Raw genomic sequence first — 19,392 nt, 5'->3', positions numbered from 1 at the left:
TGTCCCTTAGTTTAATGCGCGCCTTCATAGGCTTCTTCGCCCTCTCCAAGGGTATCCTTGTCGAGGTATTTATTTTCGCTGCCCTGGCCTTCGATGAACTCCAGCAAGGAGCGGTAGAAGAAGCAAGCAGCATGCACAAAGACGATACCGGCAAATGTCACCAGCAAGATCTTGAAGAGAAAATAGCCGTTGAACCCGTTGGGACTGAAACCGATGGTTTCCACGTTCCAACGCAGAGCCCGGGCTTTCATTACCAGGCGTTCCAGACTGTCCGAAGCCGAAGGCTTTGGCACGATCAGGTGACGCCACAGGAAGTACCAGCCATACATCCAGGTCAGCACAGCGGCGGGCATCATGAAGATCAGCGACCCTACCATGTCCACAACCCGCTTGGCGCGGAAGCTGATGCCCGAATAAATCAGGTCAACCCGCACATGCCCGCCCTGCACAAATGTGTAGGTGACGCACATGCAAACGACCAAAGCATTGTAAAGCTTCAGCTCTTCGGCGAACCAGCTGATGTCTTTTTCCAGTGCGATGCCTAGGCCAAAGCTCATGTCGGGCCGGGCAAAGATACGTTGCATAAAGACGATGACGATCTGCTGGATCACCATGATCAGGCCGGCCCAGGCAAAGAAGCGCCCGATGCCATTGGCGAAACCTTCCAGGCCGCGCACCATGCCCCACATGAACTGACGTCGGTAGACACCGATGGCGGTCAGGACCAGGAACAGAGTGAAAACCACAAAAAAGAACTCGACCGAGCCGCCATAGTAGACAAAGCGCATGATCGAGGTCTTGTCGGACCAGTCAAGCCAAAGCTGCGGATGGGTGACAGCATAGCCGAAATTGTAAAAGGCGCCTGCGATGTTCTGAACCAGCCAGATCAAACCGTTAAACAGAGCGCCGAAAAAGGAAATGCCTGTATCGTCCTGCATTGTTCCCTCGGATTATTGCGTGCGGCGGCATCTAAACCCGGTCTCGCCAGATTGGCGACCAGGGCCTTCAAGCCTGCGGCAAAATGAAAAACGGATCCCCCGCACCCGGCGGGGGATCCAAAAAGACGCTTCGGGTTGGGTTAACCCAGAACGCGGTCGCGCTGTGCGGTGTAGACACCGGACGACAGGTTCTGCCAGAGCGAAGAGGCTTTCATTGAAGACTGCGCACTGTCGTAGATCTTCTTGAACAGCTCGTCGCCCATGTTTTCGTCCATGACTTCTTTCGAAGCCGCGCCGAAGGCATCCCAAACCGAGTCAGGGAATTCCATGACCTTAACGCCACCGGCCTGCAGACGCTGCAGAGCTGCACCGTTGTTGGCCAGGAACTGCGACAGGTTCCACTGATGGCATTCGCCGGACGCGATTTCGATCATCTTCTGTTGACCTGGTGTCAGGCTGTCAAAGACGTCGCGGTTGGTGGCAACCGAAAGCGCTGCACCTGGCTCGTGGAAGCCGGCAGTGTAATATGTCTTGGTGATTTCCTGGAAACCGGCTTTTTCATCCGCCCAGGGGCCAATCCACTCGGTACCGTCGATGGCACCGGAAGACAGCGCCTGATACACTTCGGAGCCAGGAATGTTCTGAACCGATGCGCCCAGTTTACCCAGAGCTTTACCGCCGAGGCCAGGCATACGGAATTTCAGACCGTTGAAGTCTTCGGGGCTGTTGATCTCTTTCGAGTACCAGCCGCCAGCCTGGGCGCCGGTGTTGCCGCCGAGGAAGGATTTCAGACCAAAGATCTGACCCAGCTCGTCGTGCAGCTGCATGCCGCCATCCTGATAGTACCAGTTGGACATCTCGGTTGCGGTCATGCCGAAAGGTACGGCGGTGAAGAAGGCGGAGCCTGGGTGCTGACCAACAAAGTAGTAGTCGGCGCCGTGGTACATGTCGGCCTGACCGGAAGAAACCGCGTCAAACACTTCAAATGCGCCAACCAGCTCGCCGGCCGCTTTGATGTCTACGGTCAGCTGACCGTCGGACATGGTCGAAATGCTGTCGGCGACGCGCTGTGCGGCGTCAAAAACGCCGGCCAGACCACGGCCCCAGGTGGTAACCATTGTCAGGGTACGCTTGCCCGTTGCATAGGCCGGTGCGGCCAGAGTGGTTGCGGCTGCGGCGGTCCCGCCCAGCGCAGAGGTTTTCAAAAAAGAACGACGATCCATTATAGTGCTCCTCCCATAAGTAGTCCCTATGTCCAGCTTAGGCCGGACGGATCTTTTCGAGTGGCGCCAGCCTAGCGGGGCGGCGGGGCATGTGAATACCTACTACTGCGTAGGCGCTGCGAAAAACTGCGGAATCCCTTGAGATGTTACGTCATTTTCGCATGTCAGGCGCGAATCTCAGGCCCTCAGGGAGGAAAATTCCCCGCCTGGCCTTTGATTCGCTTGTCAGATTGCGTAACGATTCGGCACATGGCCATATTCCGCACTCTTTTTCGTCCGAACTACGCACAGAAGCTGTCGATTCTGGCGACACTGCCGCTTGTTGTTGCAGTTGCTGCAATTGCATTACTGGTGGCGCATCAGTCGCGCGCCTCGGCAGAACGTGAGATCCAAGCGCTGAAACATCAGCTGCTGGAAGCCAAAAAGGCGGAGCTGCGCAACTATGTGACCCAGGCGCGCAACGGGTTTTCCTTTATCTACGGTCGCGCCGCCCCCGATGATCAGGTGGCCAAAGAACAAGTCGCGCAGATCCTGTCCTCGATGATCTATGGCACCGATGGGTTCTTTTTTGTTTACGACTACGATGGCACCAATCTGGTCAGTCCGCGTCAAACGGAATTCATCACCCGCAACTGGTCCGGCCTGACCGATAGCCAGGGTACGCCCGTAGTGGATGAATTCATCCGCCTCGCCCGGCAGGGCGCAGGTTGGCATACCTTCATGTGGCAAAAACCGTCGACCGGCCAGGAGGCCCAGATGGTTGCCTATGTAGTCGGGTTGCAGGACTGGCAGTGGGCCGTCGGCACCGGCGTATTCATTGATGACGTACTAGCTTCGGTCGCGGCGGCCCGCGCCGAGGTCGAAGCCCGAGTGCAGCGAACTTTCCTTTATATCGGCGTCATTACCCTTGCCGCTCTGATCGTGGTTTTTGCCTCTGGCATGGGGCTCAATATCCGAGAACGTCGTCTGGCCGATGCCAAACTAAAAGAGCTGACCCAGCGGGTGTTTGCCGCCCAGGAAGAAGAGCGCGGCCGCGTGGCGCGCGAATTACACGATGGGATCAGTCAGATCCTGGTCGGGGTGCGCTACGCTTTGGACAATGCCAGCCGTCGCCTGAAGCGGGGAGATCTGGACCGCGCCCTGCCGCCGCTGGATCGCGGCATCGAAAACCTCGCCAGCGCCATTACCGAGGTCCGCCGCATCAGCCGTGATCTGCGGCCCGGTGTGCTGGATGATCTGGGTCTTGGCCCCGCGCTTAAGGCGCTGACGGATGACTTTGCCGCCCGGACCGGGATCAAATCCAACTTCAGCACCGTCGTTTTCCGCAACCGACTAGATCCCGAGGCCAAGATCGCGCTGTATCGGATAGCCCAGGAAGCACTGATGAATATCGAACGGCACTCTGGCGCCACCGAAATGACGATGGACCTGCGCGGCCACGCCAAAGGTGCCACCATGCGGATCAGCGACAATGGGCACGGCCTGCCCCCCGATCAGGACCGCATGGGCCCCGGAATCGGGTTGCGCAATATGGAAGAACGCATTGCACAGCTTGACGGCACCTTACGCATTCTGTCATCACGTGGCACCCAAAGCGGCACCGTGATCGAAGCCATCCTGCCCCTTAGCCACCTTTTGGGTCCGGGCGAAACACTTGGCGATGATCCACGGGCGAAACAATCCCCCGATGCGGCCACTGGTCGCAAAGTCGATAGCACGGTCGCTTGAGGCAAATGAGGAAAGTCATGAGCAATATGGTGCGGGTTCTGATCGTTGATGACCATCCTATGGTCGCCGAAGGCATCCAGTCGATCCTGGAAAGCTATGATGACATTGAGGTCCTAGGGGCGCTGCATGACGGTGCCGATGCAGTGGAACGTGCAGCGGACCTGACGCCCGATGTGATCCTGATGGACCTCAACATGCCCCGTCTGGGCGGGCTGAGCGCCACCGAGCTGATCTTGGAGCGCCTGCCCCAGACCCGCATCCTGATCCTGACCATGCACGACAGCCCGGAATATATCTCGACCGCGCTCAGCCATGGTGCCATGGGCTATATCCTGAAGGACGTGCCCACCGAAGAAATTAAACAGGCCATTGATGCGGTGATGCGTGGCGAGCGCTATCTCTGCACCGGGGCGGAAGGCTCGTTGAAGCCAAAAGATGGCGAGACCCGCGAAGCCCTGACCGGGCGCGAGCAGACCATCTTGCTGGAACTGGCTCAGGGCAAATCCAACAAGGACGTAGCTCTGGTTCTGGATATTTCAGTGCGCACGGTTGAGACCCACCGCAAAAACATCAAGCGCAAACTCGGCATCTCGTCGACTGCGGGGCTGACCCGCTATGCGCTGGAACATGGTGTCCTTCAGGGCACGGGCCACGAATTCTGAGCAAGGTTTTCACCAGCAGGCTCATCTGCACCTATGAACGATTCTGATCCAGAAAGGCCTGACTTTAAACAGATCTCAGTCTTTCAGGGCGTCCGTCCGCCTGCCTGCGCGTTGATGATGGATAGGTAACACCCGCCCGTATAGCTGCCGGGTCCGTTCTACGCCGCCACACATGCCTTCGGTTTCCACAAAGGAAAAAATCCCTACGTAGCGCCGTCGCCTGCCCTGCATTGGGGCCACCCGATGCAGCGAATACCGCCCGCGAAAGATTTGCAAATCACCCGGTTCCAGATCGATGCTCCGAACCTGCGCCCTTTGCCCAGAGAGCACCCGAGCAACCCCGGAAAAATTCTCATCTTCCGCATTGCGCAGGTTAGGGGCATATTCAAAGGCCCCGCCCGTTTCAGGGTTCTGGATCGCCAGAGTGACGGTGTAGTTATTGGTGTCGAAATGCCAGGGAAAGCCATCGCCTTCTTCGACCATATTAATGATCACATCAGCCAGCGGGTCATCATAGCGAAAAAACCGATCTTCCGCTTCTTGCAGGGCAGCGCGGATGAACGGCATAAAGCTGGGGGCTTCGTAGATCCGGCGCAACGGGCTGTCGGCACCAAAATGATCCGCCGGAATAAAGGCGTTGGACCGCTCGAAAAACTGGCGCAGGGGATGATCTGCGCTCAGCTGAGGATCATCCTTGGAAAAATAGGCATTGGTTCGGGCACTGGAATGATGCGCCCGGCAGGCCAAGCTATCCGCTTCCGCGACCAGTCGTGCAATTCCTGTGTCATGCACGAACCCTGGCAAAACCGCACAACCATCCTCTGCCAAATCACGGCGCAGATCCGCGAGCAGTCGCTCATAGGCGGCCGAGTCTGGCAGATCGATAGGATAGCGCCCCAAATCCACCAAATCGCCCAGCTGTGAGAGGGGCACTGTTCTCTTTCCCCGCAGTTTTTTACTACCAGCCGCTCCGCTTTCAGCCATCTTCCGACCTCCTGATTTGCAAATGTAACAAGAACAGATTGGTTCGCAGCCCAGCCAGTTTCTGTTTCAAATCGGACGCGGGGATGACGGTTTTGGGTGTTTTTGGTCAGAATCAGCGCCCTATTTTTCCACAAATGTCACCAAGAGGCCCGATACGCGCAATAAAATGTCCCAAAACCACTCGATTTTGGTGTCTTTGCCTGTTGACGCCCCGTGCCAGCAGTCATAATGTCCGCTGCAACGCAGTAAGGAGAGCCTGGCGATGACCAGCCTAGTCGTAATTGTAGGAACCAAGCGCATGGGCCGGTAACGGTAGACCACAATCAAACCCATGCGCCTCCTCTTTCACAAGCGGAGGCTTTTTTTATGCGTAATGGACGATGCCGCCAATTGGAGCAAAAGCAGATGACACGTGAAATGACCGGCGCAAAAATGGTAATTCAGGCCCTGAAAGATCAGGGCGTTGACACCGTATTCGGATATCCTGGCGGCGCCGTGCTACCAATTTATGACGAAATTTTCCTGCAAAATGACATTCGCCACATTCTGGTGCGTCACGAACAGGGCGCAGTGCATGCCGCCGAGGGTTATGCCCGCTCCACCGGCAAACCCGGCGTTGTTCTGGTGACCTCCGGGCCCGGTGCCACCAATGCGGTGACCGGCCTGACGGATGCGCTGCTGGATTCCATTCCACTGGTGGTTTTGACCGGTCAGGTCCCGACCTTCATGATCGGCTCTGACGCCTTTCAGGAAGCCGATACCGTCGGCATCACACGCCCCTGCACCAAACATAACTGGCTGGTGAAGGACACCAACCAGCTCTCTGCCATCCTGCACGAAGGGTTTCATGTCGCGACCTCGGGCCGCCCCGGCCCGGTGCTGATCGACATCCCAAAGGACGTGCAGTTTGCCACCGGCACCTATGAGCCTGCCAAACCGAATGCCTCGCATTACCAGCCCATCGTTAAGGGCGACATGGAAGAAATCACCGAGCTGGTCGCCGCCATCGAGGCGGCCGAACGCCCAGTGTTCTATACCGGCGGCGGCGTGATCAACTCAGGCCCTGCGGCCAGCCAACTGCTGCGTGAACTGGTCGACGCCACCGGCATTCCGATCACCTCGACCCTGATGGGGCTGGGCGCCTATCCAGCCTCGGGTGAAAACTGGCTGGGGATGCTGGGGATGCATGGCCTCTACGAGGCCAATCTTGCGATGCACGACTGCGATCTGATGATCAATATCGGGGCGCGCTTTGATGACAGGATCACTGGCCGCATCGATGCCTTCAGCCCGAACTCGAAAAAGGCCCACATCGACATTGATCCGTCTTCGATCAACAAGGTGATCAAGGCTGATATTCCCATCGTTGGTGATGTCGCGCATGTGCTTGAGGATATTCTCAAGGTCTGGAAGGCCCGCGGCCGCAAAGTGAACCGCGAAGCCATTGCCAAATGGCAGGAGCAAGTCAGCGCATGGCGCCGCGTGAACTGCCTCGCCTATACCGGATCAGAAAAAACCATCAAGCCGCAATACGCGTTGCAACGGCTTGAGGCCCTGACCAAGGACCACGACCGCTACATCACCACCGAGGTCGGCCAGCACCAGATGTGGGCGGCACAGTACCTCAACTTTGAAGACCCCAATCGCTGGATGACCTCCGGCGGGCTGGGCACCATGGGCTATGGTTTCCCGGCCTCAATCGGGGTTCAGATGGCGCATCCCGACGCGCTGGTAGTCAACGTCGCCGGTGAAGCCTCCTGGCTGATGAACATGCAGGAAATGGGCACTGCCGCGCAGTACCGTCTGCCGGTGAAACAGTTCATCCTGAACAACGAACGCCTTGGCATGGTGCGCCAATGGCAGGAACTATTGCATGGTGAACGCTACAGCCAGTCCTGGTCCGAAGCGCTGCCCGATTTTGTTAAACTCGCCGAGGCCTTTGGCGCTAAGGGCATCCTGTGTTCGGATCCTGCCGATCTGGACGATGCGATCATGGAAATGATCAACTACGATGGCCCCGTCATCTTTGACTGCCTGGTAGAAAAGCATGAAAACTGCTTCCCGATGATCCCATCAGGCAAGGCCCACAACGAGATGCTGATGGGCGAGGCCGACACTCAGGGCGTCATCCAGGCTGGCGGCGCGGTTCTGGTCTAAGACCGCCTCTGGACACACATACCGCAGGGCGATTGCGCCCTGCCCCGAAATTTGGCCCGAATTCAGGAAAGGGACATAAATGTCTGCCCTACATATCAAAAAAGGCTCCACCCGCCATTCTGCCTATAACCTACGTCCGACGTTTTCGGATGTTCAAGAAAAACACACACTCGCCGTTCTGGTCGAAAACGAGCCCGGCGTTCTAGCCCGTGTCATCGGGCTGTTCTCAGGCCGTGGCTACAACATCGAAAGCCTGACCGTCGCCGAAGTAGACCACACTGGCCATCTGTCGCGCATCACTGTTGTCACCACCGGCACCCCGCAGGTGATCGAACAGATCAAGGCCCAGCTGGGGCGCATCGTTTCGGTGCACGAAGTGCATGACCTCACGGTTGAAGGCGCCTCGGTCGAACGCGAACTGGCAATCTTCAAGGTGGTTGGCGAAGGTGACAAGCGGGTTGAAGCCCTGCGTCTGGCCGATATCTTTCGCGCCAATGTTGTCGACAGCACGCTGAACAGCTTTATTTTTGAAATCACCGGAGCCCCCGAAAAGATCGACGCCTTTGCCGATCTGATGCGTCCGCTGGGCCTGGCCGAAGTCGCCCGCACCGGTGTCGCAGCCTTGCTGCGTGGCGTCTGACGGTAGATTCTGGGGCGAAGAGAACGTCCTTCCGAAACAGATCTGCAAAAAGGCCAGTCGCTTGACTGGCCTTTTGTCATCTTTGGAGCGTTATCCAAATTCTCTGGCACCCGTGCCACGCACAGGCCTCATTCTGCCTGCCTGTTTTTCCACCTGCCCGTTTTAGTCTTCCAGCTCACAGCATAAACAAACACAGCCATAAAAACCCCTGAAAGCCATAATGAAGGGGGGCAAACATTCACGCGCAGAGGGAGGGCGGCCCGTTCTGGGGGCCGGATCTGGACCTAGGCCCGACGGCGTCTTTTGGCAAGGTCCAGCGGGAAGGTGACGACATTTCCAGCTTCTCTTGCGATACACCGGCCCGCCCGGTCAGCCTCTAACTGATCCAGCTCGAGTTGGCCCGCCTCATCATCACCCTCAAAATCGCCGGGGCCAGTGTGCTTGTGGGCAGCAATCGATACCGGGGAGACAATAACCGCCTGCGGGTGCGCCGTTTGATCCGAAACAGAGCTGTCGCCCCCTCCGAATGGACCGTCGGCACCGAGACCCGGCTTGCTCGCATCCCATTTGTCCGCGTGGCCGGGCTGACCCAGAGGAGCAATTGCGCTTTCGGAAACCAGGTCTTGCACCAGGTGCGGGCTTCCCGGCTCCCGGAGCAGCTGAACCTCTTTTGCCATACGAAAACTATCCTGCAGTTCCAGGTCGAAAGTGACCCAATCCCCTACAGAAATCTCAAGCCTGTCCTCGGTACATTGCTGAGAGCAATCTGGTTGATTGAAAAACGCCAAATCACCTTGATCGTCGCACCAGATGACTGCTTTGCCAGCAGTCAGATCACACCAAAGGACAACTCCAATCATATCGGGCCTCATGTCTTGGACTTGCCAAGTCTGGTCCAAATACGCACAATTCACATTGTCAAAAATGCGACGCCCCATTGCCATTTGTGTCAGGCGCAGTAACATCCGACGCCAATAAGGCGCAAATTGGCGCCAGTCAGCATCTAAAAGTAAAATTGTAAACCTTTTCAGTGTAACAATAGCGGGATATGCAGCCCTCCATGTCAGCATCACAGGACACCCGTCCCTCACCAAAAGTGAAATGTGCACGTTCCCCCGCCGAGCTGCGCAATATGTTTGGGACCAATCTGCGTCACTTGGCGCGAAACTACCCCTCAATATCCGAACTTTCGCGACAGCTTGGCATCAACCGGACACAATTCAACCGTTACGTATCCGGCGAAAGTTTCCCGCGCCCTGACGTGCTTGACCGGATCTGCAACTTCTTTGACGTGGATGCCCGTATTTTGCTGGAGCCAGTCGAGGTTATCGGACATCAGGGGCAAATTCTGAACGGCCCTTTCCTTGCGGATTTTCTTGGCCATGGCATCCGCCAGCTCAATCCGGAAATGTTCCCTTCGGGTTTCTACCGCTTCACCCGCCGAAGCTTTGTAAACAGTGACAAATTCATCATTGGCCTCGCTTATGTCTTTCGTGCTTCCGGTCAGGCTGCGACCTTCATCAAAGGCTATGAGGCCAAAGATGCCATGCGGTATCAAGGCCTCCCAGACAGCACCCGAGCACGCGAATTTCGTGGCGTTCTAACCTGCCACGAAGATGGGGTTGCCTTTGTCATCTCGCGCCGCAATGCCATGACATATTCCTTCAACTACCTCGCACGGGTGGGATCGATGGAAAACAATTTCTGGCTGGGATATGTCGCGCGTACCGTGCGCGATGGCAGTGGTGAAAGGGTCACTCGGATGGTCTACGAACACCTTGGCCACGACATGGGTCGCGCCCTCGCCACAGCGCGCAGCGCCGGGTTTGCTGACGAAGACGCCCTGCTGCCCTACCATCGGCACCTGTTGCGCCCGGATATGCCCTTTCGCTAGGGAGTCGGCTGCGACCAGTGGGTCAGTCTTGTTCCGGAGGGTGCGCGATCAATCGATAGATATGCCAGGTTGCATGCCCCAACAGCGGCAGAACGACGAACAGCCCGGCAAAACCTGGCAGTAGCGCGGCAAAGGTCAGCACGGCAATGCCAACCGCCCAAAGCATCATCAGCACAAAATTGTTTTGCACATAGGTGAAACTGGTGATCATCGCGGTGACAAAATCGACTTCGCGATCCAGCAAAAGCGGCAGTGAAATCACCGTGATCATATAGAGCAACAGGGCAAAAAGTGCCCCGACTACTGTCCCAGCGGCAAGCATCATCATGCCGTTTGGAGTCATGAACACCTGTAGCGAACTGGAAATATTGGTCATCGTCGACAGCCCCAGAAACAGCGCAAAGATCATGTGGCCAAGGAAAAACCAGAAAAGAAAGACCACAATGATAATGGCACAGATCGAGGGCAACTGACGGCGGCTCTGCTGCAGGATCACCCCCAGAATATCGCGGGGATGCATCGGGTCTCCTTGCTCAAGCCGATGCGACACCTCATAGAGACCGACGGCTGCAAAGGGTCCGATCAATGGAAAGCCAATGGCCGCCAGAACCAGCCAGAATGTGGTGCCGGTTGCCAGCGTAATCCATGTCATCAACCAGCCTGCCAGCACATAGAAGGCGGCAAAGAACAGCCCATAACCGGGCTTGCGGCAAAAGTCCCGCCAGCCGCTTTGCAGCGCCTCCGTCAAGATAGCGCCGCGCATAGGCTTCAGTTCCGGTACTCCAAATGCCTTTTCAGTCACTCAATTCTCCTCCCCAGAAAAACGTCTCGTGTTGATATCCAGTTTGTTACTCGGATGTTTTCCTGTCGTGCCGATCAGGATTTTCAGTCCGGGTGTTTGGTCGGTGTCGCGCGCGTCCTACCGTAGCGGCGGCGGTGATTTTTGCGGCCATTGCGTCGCCTGATGGTAGTTTTGACCAAGAGCCAACAGTCGCCGGTCATGCCCCTGGGGTGCAAAGATCTGTAGTCCCATGGGCAGGCCAGTAGAAACGTCAGTGTCGCCAAACCCAACCGGTACGGCAAGACAGGGCAAACCAAGCAGGCTGACCGGGGTCACCACCTGCATCCATCGGTGATAGCTGTCCATTGGCTGCCCTGCGATCTGTCGCGGGTAGTCAAGATCCTGCGCAAAGGGCCAGCACTGCGCCGTTGGCAGGATCAGCGCATCATAGCTGTCAAACAGTTTTGACGCCGCGCGTTGCCAATCTGACCGCAAGTCCGAGGCGGCCTGGATCCCGGCCCCCGTCAGGGCCAGACCGCGCTCCAGCTCCCAGATGGCCGTGTCTTTCAGGGCCTCCCGCCGATCCGCAAAGCCACGCAGTCCTGCAGCCACTGCAAATGACCGCAGGGTGATCCAGGACTCCCAGATTTTCTCGGCCGAAAAAGGCGGTGCCACCGCTTCGACACTATGGCCAAGCGCACGAAACTGATCCAGGGCTGCTACGCAGGTATCCAGAACGCCTGCCTCCATTGGGAAAGCCCCGCCCCAATCGCCCAGCCAGCCGATGCGCATCGGGCCGCACTCAGGCAGAGGGGCAGTCTGTTCTGCGCCGCGCGCCAGGGGCTGGCGCGGATCCGGACCTGCCATCACATCCAACAACAGTGCGATATCTTCGGGACTGCGGGCCATCGGGCCAAGCGTCGATAGTTGATGCAGGAACAGATCGCCTTGTGGCTCTGATGGCACCCAGCCCCATGTGGGGCGAAAGCCATAGACGTTGTTCCAGCCTGCAGGGTTGCGCAGGCTCCCCATCATGTCGGACCCGTCAGCCAATGCCACCAGCCCGGCAGACAGAGCCACCGCCGCGCCGCCAGAGGACCCTCCGCACGTTACGGTCGGATCAAAGGGGTTGCCCGTTACGCCGTAGACCGGATTAAAGGTATGCGAGCCCAAGCCAAACTCAGGGGTATTTGTCTTGCCGATCAGGATTGCGCCGGCCGCTCGCAAGCGGGCAACAAACAGCTCATCGCGATCAGGTACGAAGTCTCTGAACAGTGGCGATCCCTGTGTCGAGGCAATGCCTTTGACATTGGCCAAGTCCTTGATCGCCAGTGGCAGCCCATGCAGCGGGCCGCGGTCCGTCCTTTGATCTGCCGCCGCGGCCTCTGCCATCAACTCACTGCGATCACGCAGCGCTACGATTGCATTCAGCCCGGGATTCAAGGCGTCGATCCGATCCAGTGTCGCCTGCATCAGCTCCACGGCCGTCACACTGCCGTCGCGCAATTGTGCCACCAGTTTGGTCGCCGATCCATATGGCTGATGCTGATACATGTGCCCTGCTCCTCAACGCAACGCTTGATCGCTGCTGTTCAAATCTGTGCTCAGAGCCTAGCGAGGGAATTCCAACCTGAAAAGGTGCCCCCCGGCCAAAGCTTTTTGTTTCAAGGAAAATCCCGCGCCTGAAACCGGTAGGCCGTATTTCTGCGCGGCCTGCGCACCAATGCGGCGTCTTATCTGGGTTTCACAAAAAAACAGCGGGGCAAACTCTGTTTGCACCCGCTTCGGTTCAGCTGTTCTAAATATTTTGGCTTACCTGTTCTGCCCCGGCAAGAGCGCCAGTCAGTCTCCCCGGTCAGTCTCCCTGTGCTTCGGAGCGGCTTTTGCCCGCGACATTCATTGCCAGGGTCGCTGCCATAAAGCCGTCCAGATCGCCATCCAGCACGCCTTTGGTATCAGATGTCTCGTGGCCGGTGCGCAGATCCTTGACCATCTGATAGGGCTGCAGAACATAGGAGCGGATCTGGTTGCCCCAGCCCGCGTCCCCCTTATTTTCATGGGCTTCGTTGATAGACGCATTACGCCGGTCCAGCTCTTGCTGATAAAGGCGCGATTTCAGGGCTTTCATCGCAATATCGCGGTTTTGGTGCTGCGACTTCTCTGACGAGGTCACCACGATACCCGTGGGGTGGTGGGTGATCCGCACCGCTGAGTCGGTGGTGTTCACGTGCTGACCACCTGCCCCAGAGGAGCGATAGGTATCAATTCGGATATCGGCCGGGTTGACCTCAATATCGATATTGTCGTCCACCACAGGATAGACCCAGACAGAACTGAAGGACGTGTGTCGTTTGGCAGCGGAGTCATAGGGGGAAATCCGAACCAGGCGGTGTACGCCGCTTTCGGATTTCAACCAACCGTAGGCATTGTGCCCGGTAATCTTATAGGCCGCAGACTTGATACCGGCTTCTTCGCCCGCACTTTCCGACTGCAGCTCCACCTTGTAGCCCTTTTTTTCGGCCCAACGCACATACATCCGTGCCAGCATCGAGGCCCAGTCGCAGCTTTCCGTACCACCCGCGCCCGAATTGATTTCAAGGAAGGTGTCATTGCTGTCGGCTTCACCATCCAGCAGGGCCTCGAGTTCTTTTTCGGCAGCACTTGTCTTCAGCGCCTTCAGCGCCTCTTCGGCATCTGTAATGACCTCGGCGTCCTCTTCCATCTCGCCCAGCTCAATCAGCTCGATGTTATCCGCGAGATCCTGTTTGATGCCTTTGTAGGTATCAATCGCATCCACCAGGTTCTGACGCTCGCGCATCAGTTTCTGAGCCGCTTCGGGGTCGTCCCAGAGATTTGGATCCTCAACGCGCGCATTGAATTCCTCCAGCCGGTATTCAGCTGTTTCCCAATTCAAACGCTGGGCCAGAAGCTCCAGCGACTTCTCGATCTCGACCACGGTGTTTTGGGTTTCAGCGCGCATGTCATTTCCTTGAACTTACGTATCAAGCACGGGTGATAGACCACCCGGAGGCTGCGGGCAAGCAGCGCCCCGCAACCAGCTCCGCCGCGGTCTCGTTTCTTAGGCTGATGCCCTGGAGAGGGTCAGGGTTTTGCCTGCCCGGCTTCGGATGGAGCTCAAGCCATGCGCGAAGTCTCTAAAAGGCAATGTTTTTTTAGATCCCGTCTTTGAAAGGCACAAACGCAAGAGAAACCTTTATCGGGCATTTTCCCCAAGGTCCCGTATTCTGGCGGGTTTCGGTGTTTGTTCAAAAAAGGTGGTAACATGGCAACCGGCTATCAGGTGCAAATGGCCGATCCCGTGCTCAATAGCGGCGACAGCATTGCAAACACGTATAGTACTTTCACGTCAGAAGAAGTTCTGGGGGCCGGCCAATGGACCTGGAGCGGTACAACCAGTGGGACGCCATACACAAATGCGCAGGAACCCGGAACCTATCATCTGGCGGATGATGGCAATGTCTATTTCGTCCCCTCCTATGGTCTGGCCGATACGGTGACTTCGGCCACCGCTGCGACAACCCCGGAGTATTCCAGTTCGGATGGCGTCGTCGAAGGCAGTACCACAGCGGACGTCATCGACAGCAGTTTTGTCGACAGTGACGGCGACCGAATTGATGATGGCTACGGTGGAGGCACTGCTGGGATGGATGACACCGTTCTGGCAGGGGGCGGCAATGATACCGTCAGCGCGGGCAGCGGTGACGACTCTCTCTCCGGGGGCACTGGCAATGACGTTCTGTCCGGACAGGCCGGAGACGATACCATCGAAGGCGGAGAAGGCGGCGACCATCTGAGTGGCGGACAGGGGTTGGACTACGCCGACTACTCCAACTCCGAGTCTGCGGTAAACGTCAACCTCGCGACAGGGATCAGTTCCGGCGGCGAGGCTGCCGGTGACAGCTTCGCAGGAATGGATGGCGTCCTGGGCTCAGCTTTTGACGACACGATCACAGGTTTCAACCAATCCTCGACCAGTTCCAGCGACACCTTTACCAATGATTTTCATGGGGGGGATGGCAACGACTATATGGATGGCCTTGGCGGCAACGATACCCTGCACGGGGATGCGGGTAACGATACCCTGATCGGTGGATCAGGAAACGACGTGCTATTTGGTGGCAGTGGCACCGACAGCATTCTTGGTGGCCAGGGGAATGACCTCATCTATGGCGACACCTCGGAAGAAGCCGATCTTACCCCAACGCATGTCCATATAACCGGCAGCAACGTCGGCGAAGCCGCCACCGGCTACTCCGTTACAGCGCAGGCCATCGGCGGCGGGGCCGGATCTATCGACTATTTCAATGGCGATTTTGGCGTGGCCGGTGCGGTTACCGACAGTGACAGCGGCGTGACACAGCAGATCGGCTATGACACTGCTACAGGTGAATCCGAAGCCCTTCTGGTGAACCTTGACCAGCCTGTCGAGGAAATCAGCTTTGGTGTGCGTCATCTCTATACGAATGCCTACAGCGAAGTCGGGCACTGGGCCGTTTACAACGATGGCACCCTGGTCGCCGAGGGTGATTTCACCGAAGATGGCGCGGGCAGCGGGACCGCCACCATCTCGATCAGTGGCCATGGTGATTTCGACCAACTGGTCCTCACCTCCAACATGCAGACCGATATGACCGATGGGTCAGACTATATGGTCACAGATGTTGAATTCACCCTGCCTGTGGTCGGGCCTGACCCACATGACGACTATTTGGATGGTGGCGATGGCGACGACACCATTTTCGGCGATGGCGGCAACGACACCCTGCTTGGCGGGGCCGACAATGACAGCCTGGATGGCCGTGCTGGGAATGATGCAATCACTGGTGGCAGTGGCGCAGACACACTGATTGGCGGTGCGGGCTCGGATACGCTTGCGGGCGGCACCGGCAGCGATTCACTGGACGGTGGCACCGGAAATGATACCCTTCTGGTTTCCGAGGGCGACACAGCCGCAGGCGGCGATGATATCGATGATTTCTACATCACCGATAACGGAGAAACTGGCAGTGCCAGCATCACCATTGACGGTGGCGAAGGCGGCACCGACTGGGACACCTTGGATTTCAACGGCCTTCTTGATCCGGGCAGTCTGAACATCACCGCCACCAGCAGTGACGGCACCATGAGCGGCAATGCTACCCTGCTTGATGGATCAACTGTCACCTTCATGAATATCGAAAACATCATCTGCTTTGTCGAAGGCACCCGGATTTCAACCGCCAACGGTGCAGTTCCGGTCGAAGAGTTGGAACCGGGCGACCTGGTCCTGACCCGCGACAACGGCTTCCAGCCGGTGCGCTGGCTTGGCAAGACGACAGTGCCCGCGACGGGACACTGGGCGCCGATACGCTTTGATGCGGGCACGCTGGGAACCAGCAGAGATTTGTTGGTGTCGCCACAGCACCGCATGCTGCTGACAGGGGCCAATGCCCGCATACTCTTCGGCAGCGGTGAAGTTCTGTCGGCGGCCAGTCATCTGATCAATGACCACAGCATTCACCGCCAGCCCGGTGGCATGGTCACCTATGTGCATCTGCTGCTGGATCAACACGAAATCATTTTTGCCGAAGACTGCCCCACAGAAAGCTTTTTCCCCGGCGATCAGGCGCTCGAGGCGCTCGGCGGGCCCGCGCTCTATAGCCTGTTTAATTGCATGCCGGAGTTGCGCGGAGATCCTCAGGGTTTTGGCCCGACGGCGCGGCAATGCCTAACCCGGTACGAAACGATGGCGATGATGAGCTAATACGGCAGGCAGGAACGCGGCTACACAGCACACGAGGCCCCATTTGTCTCCGCCTGCGACAGGCTGAGACATTTGTCTAGTACTGCCCCTAGTATTGTCCCTCGTCTAGTATTGCCCGCCCGAAGTGATGGTCCCGAAGGTTGCTTTTGGCCCCAGCACCGCTGTGCCGCCGCTGGATGTGGTGACTTGCCGACCGGATTGCTGCACTTCTTCGATTAGCGGCAGGTCCGATCCCATGGCAAAGCCGCCATCAAAGGCCAGACCAAAGATCGGCTCGGCGCCGTCGCGGAAATACTCGGCGACCACATAGTTTCCAGAGGCGCTGTCGGGCAGACGCGCGCCGGTGAAGCGGTCGATCTTGATGAAATGTCCACCTTCGGGCACATCAAACGGACCGCCGCCAAATTTCTCGGTCGCGACCTTCATGAACTGCTGGAACACCGGACCACACATGGTGCCGCCATAGGCCCCCCGCCCCATCGGGCGCGGCTGGTCAAAACCCATGTAGCAACCAGCGACGATGTTGGAGGTAAAGCCAACAAACCAGACATCGCGGGAATCATTGGTGGTGCCGGTCTTGCCTGCCGTCGGTACCGGCAGATTGATCACGCTGGACGCCGTGCCGCGCTCCACCACGCCCCGCATCATCGAGCTGAGCTGATAGGCAGTGATTGGATCCATCACCTGTTCCCGGTCCGTCACGATACGCGGCGACTGGCCCGGCGTCAGATCCGGTCTCGAACAGTCGACACAGTCACGGTCATCGTGACGATAGATGGTCCGCCCAAAACGGTCCTGCACCCGGTCCACCAGAGTTGGCTGCACCCGTTCGCCGCCATTGGCAAACATCGCGTAGGCCGCCACCATCTTGTAAAGCGTGGTCTCTTCCGCCCCCAAAGAATTGGCAAGGAAGGCCCCCATGTTGTCGTAGACACCAAAGCGTTCAGCGTAGCCAGCAACCACCGGCATGCCGACCTCCTGGGCCAAGCGGATAGTCATAAGGTTACGGGACTGTTCGATCCCCGTGCGCAGCGGAGTCGGGCCGTAGAATTTGTTGGATGAGTTCTTGGGCCGCCACAGCCCCTGCGGCGTATTGATCTCGATCGGGGCATCAACCACGATCGTCGCCGGGCTATAGCCACTGTCGAGTGCTGCCGCGTAGACAAAGGGTTTGAAACTAGAGCCAGGCTGGCGCTGCGCCTGTGTGGCGCGGTTGAACACCGAATGCTGATAGGAAAACCCGCCCTGCATTGCCAGAACCCGGCCCGAGTTCACGTCCATGGCGACGAAACCGCCCTGAACTTCAGGCACCTGGCGCAGTGACCAATGCTTGAAAGAGCCATCTTTGTTCAGCTCTGCCCGCACCAACACCACATCGCCACGAGTGATATTGTCTTTGAAGCTGCCCTTCATCCACTTGATGTCGGCGCGCGGCACCGAGCCGGCTCCTGTCTGCCCTTCGACCCCGACGGTCAAGCTTTTGTCGCCAACCTCCAGCGCGACTGCAGGCAGCCATTTGCCACCCAAAGTGATATCGCGGGAGACTTCCGCCGCACCCAGAGCCTCGCGCCAGCTGGCTTCATTCGTCAGGGTCTCCGGATCTAGAGTGACGCCAGTGCCAATCCAGATCCCGCGCGAACGGTCGTATTTCTGCAAGCCCGAGCGCAGCGCATCAGCGGCTTCGGTCTGCATTTCGGCATCAATCGTTGCCCGCACTGACAGACCACCGGTGAAAAATTCACCTTCGCCAAAGTCCTCGGACAGCTGGCGGCGGATCTCATCAGAGAAATAGTCCCGCGGCGGCAGGGTGGTCCGGAAGCTTTCAAAATCACCGTTTTGCACAGACCGCAGCGGCTGTTCGACCTCGACCTTGTAAACAGCCTCGGAAATATAGCCGTTTTCAAACATCTCACGCAGCACATAGTTGCGGCGTTCGGTCAGACGTGCTTTGCCGCGCACCGGATGAAACTTGCCCGGCGCCTTAGGCATCGAGGCCAGGGTCGCGGCCTCATGCGGGGCCAGCTCGCCTAGGGTTTTGTTGAAATAACTCTGCGCAGCAGCTGTCACCCCGTAAGAGTTCTGACCCAGAAAAATCTCGTTGAGATACAGCTCTAGGATCCGGTCCTTGTCGAGCGTCTCTTCGAGACGGGTTGCCAGGATGATTTCCTTGATCTTGCGGGCGGCTTTACGGTCCCCTGACAGCAGAAAGTTCTTCATCACCTGCTGGGTAATGGTCGAGGCACCCCGCACATTGCCGCCACGCGACCGCACCGCTTCGACGGCAGCGGCGGCGATCCCGCGTGCATCATAGCCGTTGTGAGTATAAAAGTTCTTATCTTCCGCAGAGATGAACGCCTGTTTCACCATATTCGGGATTTCCGCAGAGGGCGTGAACAGGCGGCGTTCCTTGGCAAATTCATCAATCAGGCGCCCCTCACCGGAATAGATCCGACTGATGGTGGGCGGCTGGTACTGCGAGAGGGATTCATGGCTGGGCAGATCCCGCCCATAGATCCAGAACACCGCGCCAATGGTCAGCGCCACCATGGCAATGCCAAGGGTGATGGTACTAAAAATGGAACCAAAGAAGGATAGTATGAACCTGAGCACAGTTGGGCCTC

Annotated in this window: 14 protein-coding genes; 6 read left to right on the top strand and 8 right to left on the bottom strand. The window is 57.7% G+C overall.

Annotated elements, in window-relative coordinates:
• Positions 1-11 precede the first annotated feature (11 nt).
• Positions 12-938: a TRAP transporter small permease subunit gene (locus tag PH5382_RS12485; RefSeq protein WP_058334714.1), complete on the bottom strand. Its 927-nt coding sequence runs from the start codon at positions 936-938 to the stop codon at positions 12-14.
• A gap of 140 nt (positions 939-1,078) precedes the next feature.
• Entirely contained in the window at positions 1,079-2,161 is a 1,083-nt protein-coding gene (locus PH5382_RS12480; RefSeq protein WP_058334713.1) for a TRAP transporter substrate-binding protein, read from the bottom strand.
• 249 nt (positions 2,162-2,410) lie between these two features.
• Here PH5382_RS12480 and PH5382_RS12475 point away from each other — a divergent pair, with 249 nt between their 5' ends.
• Both PH5382_RS12475 and PH5382_RS12470 read left to right on the top strand, forming a co-directional pair.
• Positions 2,411-3,889: a cache domain-containing protein gene (locus PH5382_RS12475; protein WP_058334712.1), complete on the top strand. Its 1,479-nt coding sequence runs from the start codon at positions 2,411-2,413 to the stop codon at positions 3,887-3,889.
• A 17-nt stretch (positions 3,890-3,906) separates the two neighbouring features.
• Entirely contained in the window at positions 3,907-4,551 is a 645-nt protein-coding gene (locus PH5382_RS12470; RefSeq protein ID WP_058334711.1) for a response regulator transcription factor, read from the top strand.
• 75 nt (positions 4,552-4,626) lie between these two features.
• Here the strand turns inward: PH5382_RS12470 and PH5382_RS12465 are convergent, their stop codons facing one another.
• A complete protein-coding gene (locus tag PH5382_RS12465; protein WP_058334710.1) occupies positions 4,627-5,484 on the bottom strand; it encodes a HalD/BesD family halogenase in 858 nt (285 codons plus the stop codon).
• A 456-nt stretch (positions 5,485-5,940) separates the two neighbouring features.
• On the opposite strand from PH5382_RS12465, the gene PH5382_RS12460 reads away from it, so the two are divergent.
• Both PH5382_RS12460 and ilvN read left to right on the top strand, forming a co-directional pair.
• Positions 5,941-7,692, top strand: coding sequence for an acetolactate synthase 3 large subunit (locus PH5382_RS12460; protein WP_058334709.1), 1,752 nt, complete (start codon positions 5,941-5,943; stop codon positions 7,690-7,692).
• Positions 7,693-7,771: 79 nt separating this feature from the next.
• Complete coding sequence (gene ilvN / locus PH5382_RS12455; RefSeq protein WP_058334708.1) at positions 7,772-8,332, top strand: acetolactate synthase small subunit; 561 nt, start codon at positions 7,772-7,774, stop codon at positions 8,330-8,332.
• Between the two features lie 284 nt (positions 8,333-8,616).
• On the opposite strand, the gene PH5382_RS12450 is transcribed toward ilvN, so the two are convergent.
• Positions 8,617-9,297 carry a hypothetical protein gene (locus tag PH5382_RS12450; protein WP_156414901.1) on the bottom strand — a complete coding sequence of 227 codons (681 nt, stop codon included), beginning with the start codon at positions 9,295-9,297 and terminating at the stop codon, positions 8,617-8,619.
• Between the two features lie 167 nt (positions 9,298-9,464).
• On the opposite strand from PH5382_RS12450, the gene PH5382_RS12445 reads away from it, so the two are divergent.
• Positions 9,465-10,226: a helix-turn-helix domain-containing protein gene (locus tag PH5382_RS12445; RefSeq protein WP_058334706.1), complete on the top strand. Its 762-nt coding sequence runs from the start codon at positions 9,465-9,467 to the stop codon at positions 10,224-10,226.
• 22 nt (positions 10,227-10,248) lie between these two features.
• On the opposite strand, the gene PH5382_RS12440 is transcribed toward PH5382_RS12445, so the two are convergent.
• The 3 genes from PH5382_RS12440 to prfB form a co-directional block, all read right to left on the bottom strand.
• Positions 10,249-10,989 (bottom strand): DUF2189 domain-containing protein, encoded by a 741-nt coding sequence (locus PH5382_RS12440; protein ID WP_197410043.1) that lies wholly within the window; start codon positions 10,987-10,989, stop codon positions 10,249-10,251.
• Between the two features lie 156 nt (positions 10,990-11,145).
• Complete coding sequence (locus PH5382_RS12435) at positions 11,146-12,561, bottom strand: amidase (protein ID WP_058334704.1); 1,416 nt, start codon at positions 12,559-12,561, stop codon at positions 11,146-11,148.
• Between the two features lie 301 nt (positions 12,562-12,862).
• Positions 12,863-13,987 carry a peptide chain release factor 2 gene (gene prfB / locus PH5382_RS12430; protein ID WP_058334703.1) on the bottom strand — a complete coding sequence of 375 codons (1,125 nt, stop codon included), beginning with the start codon at positions 13,985-13,987 and terminating at the stop codon, positions 12,863-12,865.
• Between the two features lie 303 nt (positions 13,988-14,290).
• Here prfB and PH5382_RS12425 point away from each other — a divergent pair, with 303 nt between their 5' ends.
• On the top strand, positions 14,291-16,771 hold the full coding sequence (locus PH5382_RS12425) for a Hint domain-containing protein (protein WP_058334702.1): 2,481 nt from the start codon (positions 14,291-14,293) through the stop codon (positions 16,769-16,771).
• 105 nt (positions 16,772-16,876) lie between these two features.
• Here the strand turns inward: PH5382_RS12425 and PH5382_RS12420 are convergent, their stop codons facing one another.
• Positions 16,877-19,381: a penicillin-binding protein 1A gene (locus PH5382_RS12420; RefSeq protein WP_058334701.1), complete on the bottom strand. Its 2,505-nt coding sequence runs from the start codon at positions 19,379-19,381 to the stop codon at positions 16,877-16,879.
• Positions 19,382-19,392 lie beyond the last annotated feature (11 nt).

The organism is Phaeobacter sp. CECT 5382 (assembly GCF_001457775.1).
In the GTDB taxonomy this organism is placed as follows: domain Bacteria; phylum Pseudomonadota; class Alphaproteobacteria; order Rhodobacterales; family Rhodobacteraceae; genus Pseudophaeobacter.
The sequence above is the reverse complement of the archived record's forward strand: the minus strand, read 5'-3'. Positions and strand labels throughout refer to the sequence as shown.

Bases quoted from the DNA above. Each gene is read 5' to 3' on its own strand.
- PH5382_RS12470 (WP_058334711.1), top strand. From the start codon at position 3,907: ATGAGCAATATGGTGCGGGTTCTGATCGTTGATGACCATCCTATGGTC.
- prfB (WP_058334703.1), bottom strand. From the start codon at position 13,987: ATGCGCGCTGAAACCCAAAACACCGTGGTCGAGATCGAGAAGTCGCTG.
- PH5382_RS12480 (WP_058334713.1), bottom strand. From the start codon at position 2,161: ATGGATCGTCGTTCTTTTTTGAAAACCTCTGCGCTGGGCGGGACCGCC.
- PH5382_RS12460 (WP_058334709.1), top strand. From the start codon at position 5,941: ATGACACGTGAAATGACCGGCGCAAAAATGGTAATTCAGGCCCTGAAA.
- PH5382_RS12435 (WP_058334704.1), bottom strand. From the start codon at position 12,561: ATGTATCAGCATCAGCCATATGGATCGGCGACCAAACTGGTGGCACAA.
- PH5382_RS12485 (WP_058334714.1), bottom strand. From the start codon at position 938: ATGCAGGACGATACAGGCATTTCCTTTTTCGGCGCTCTGTTTAACGGT.
- PH5382_RS12475 (WP_058334712.1), top strand. From the start codon at position 2,411: ATGGCCATATTCCGCACTCTTTTTCGTCCGAACTACGCACAGAAGCTG.
- PH5382_RS12450 (WP_156414901.1), bottom strand. From the start codon at position 9,297: ATGTTACTGCGCCTGACACAAATGGCAATGGGGCGTCGCATTTTTGAC.
- PH5382_RS12425 (WP_058334702.1), top strand. From the start codon at position 14,291: ATGGCAACCGGCTATCAGGTGCAAATGGCCGATCCCGTGCTCAATAGC.
- PH5382_RS12445 (WP_058334706.1), top strand. From the start codon at position 9,465: ATGTTTGGGACCAATCTGCGTCACTTGGCGCGAAACTACCCCTCAATA.
- ilvN (WP_058334708.1), top strand. From the start codon at position 7,772: ATGTCTGCCCTACATATCAAAAAAGGCTCCACCCGCCATTCTGCCTAT.
- PH5382_RS12440 (WP_197410043.1), bottom strand. From the start codon at position 10,989: ATGCGCGGCGCTATCTTGACGGAGGCGCTGCAAAGCGGCTGGCGGGAC.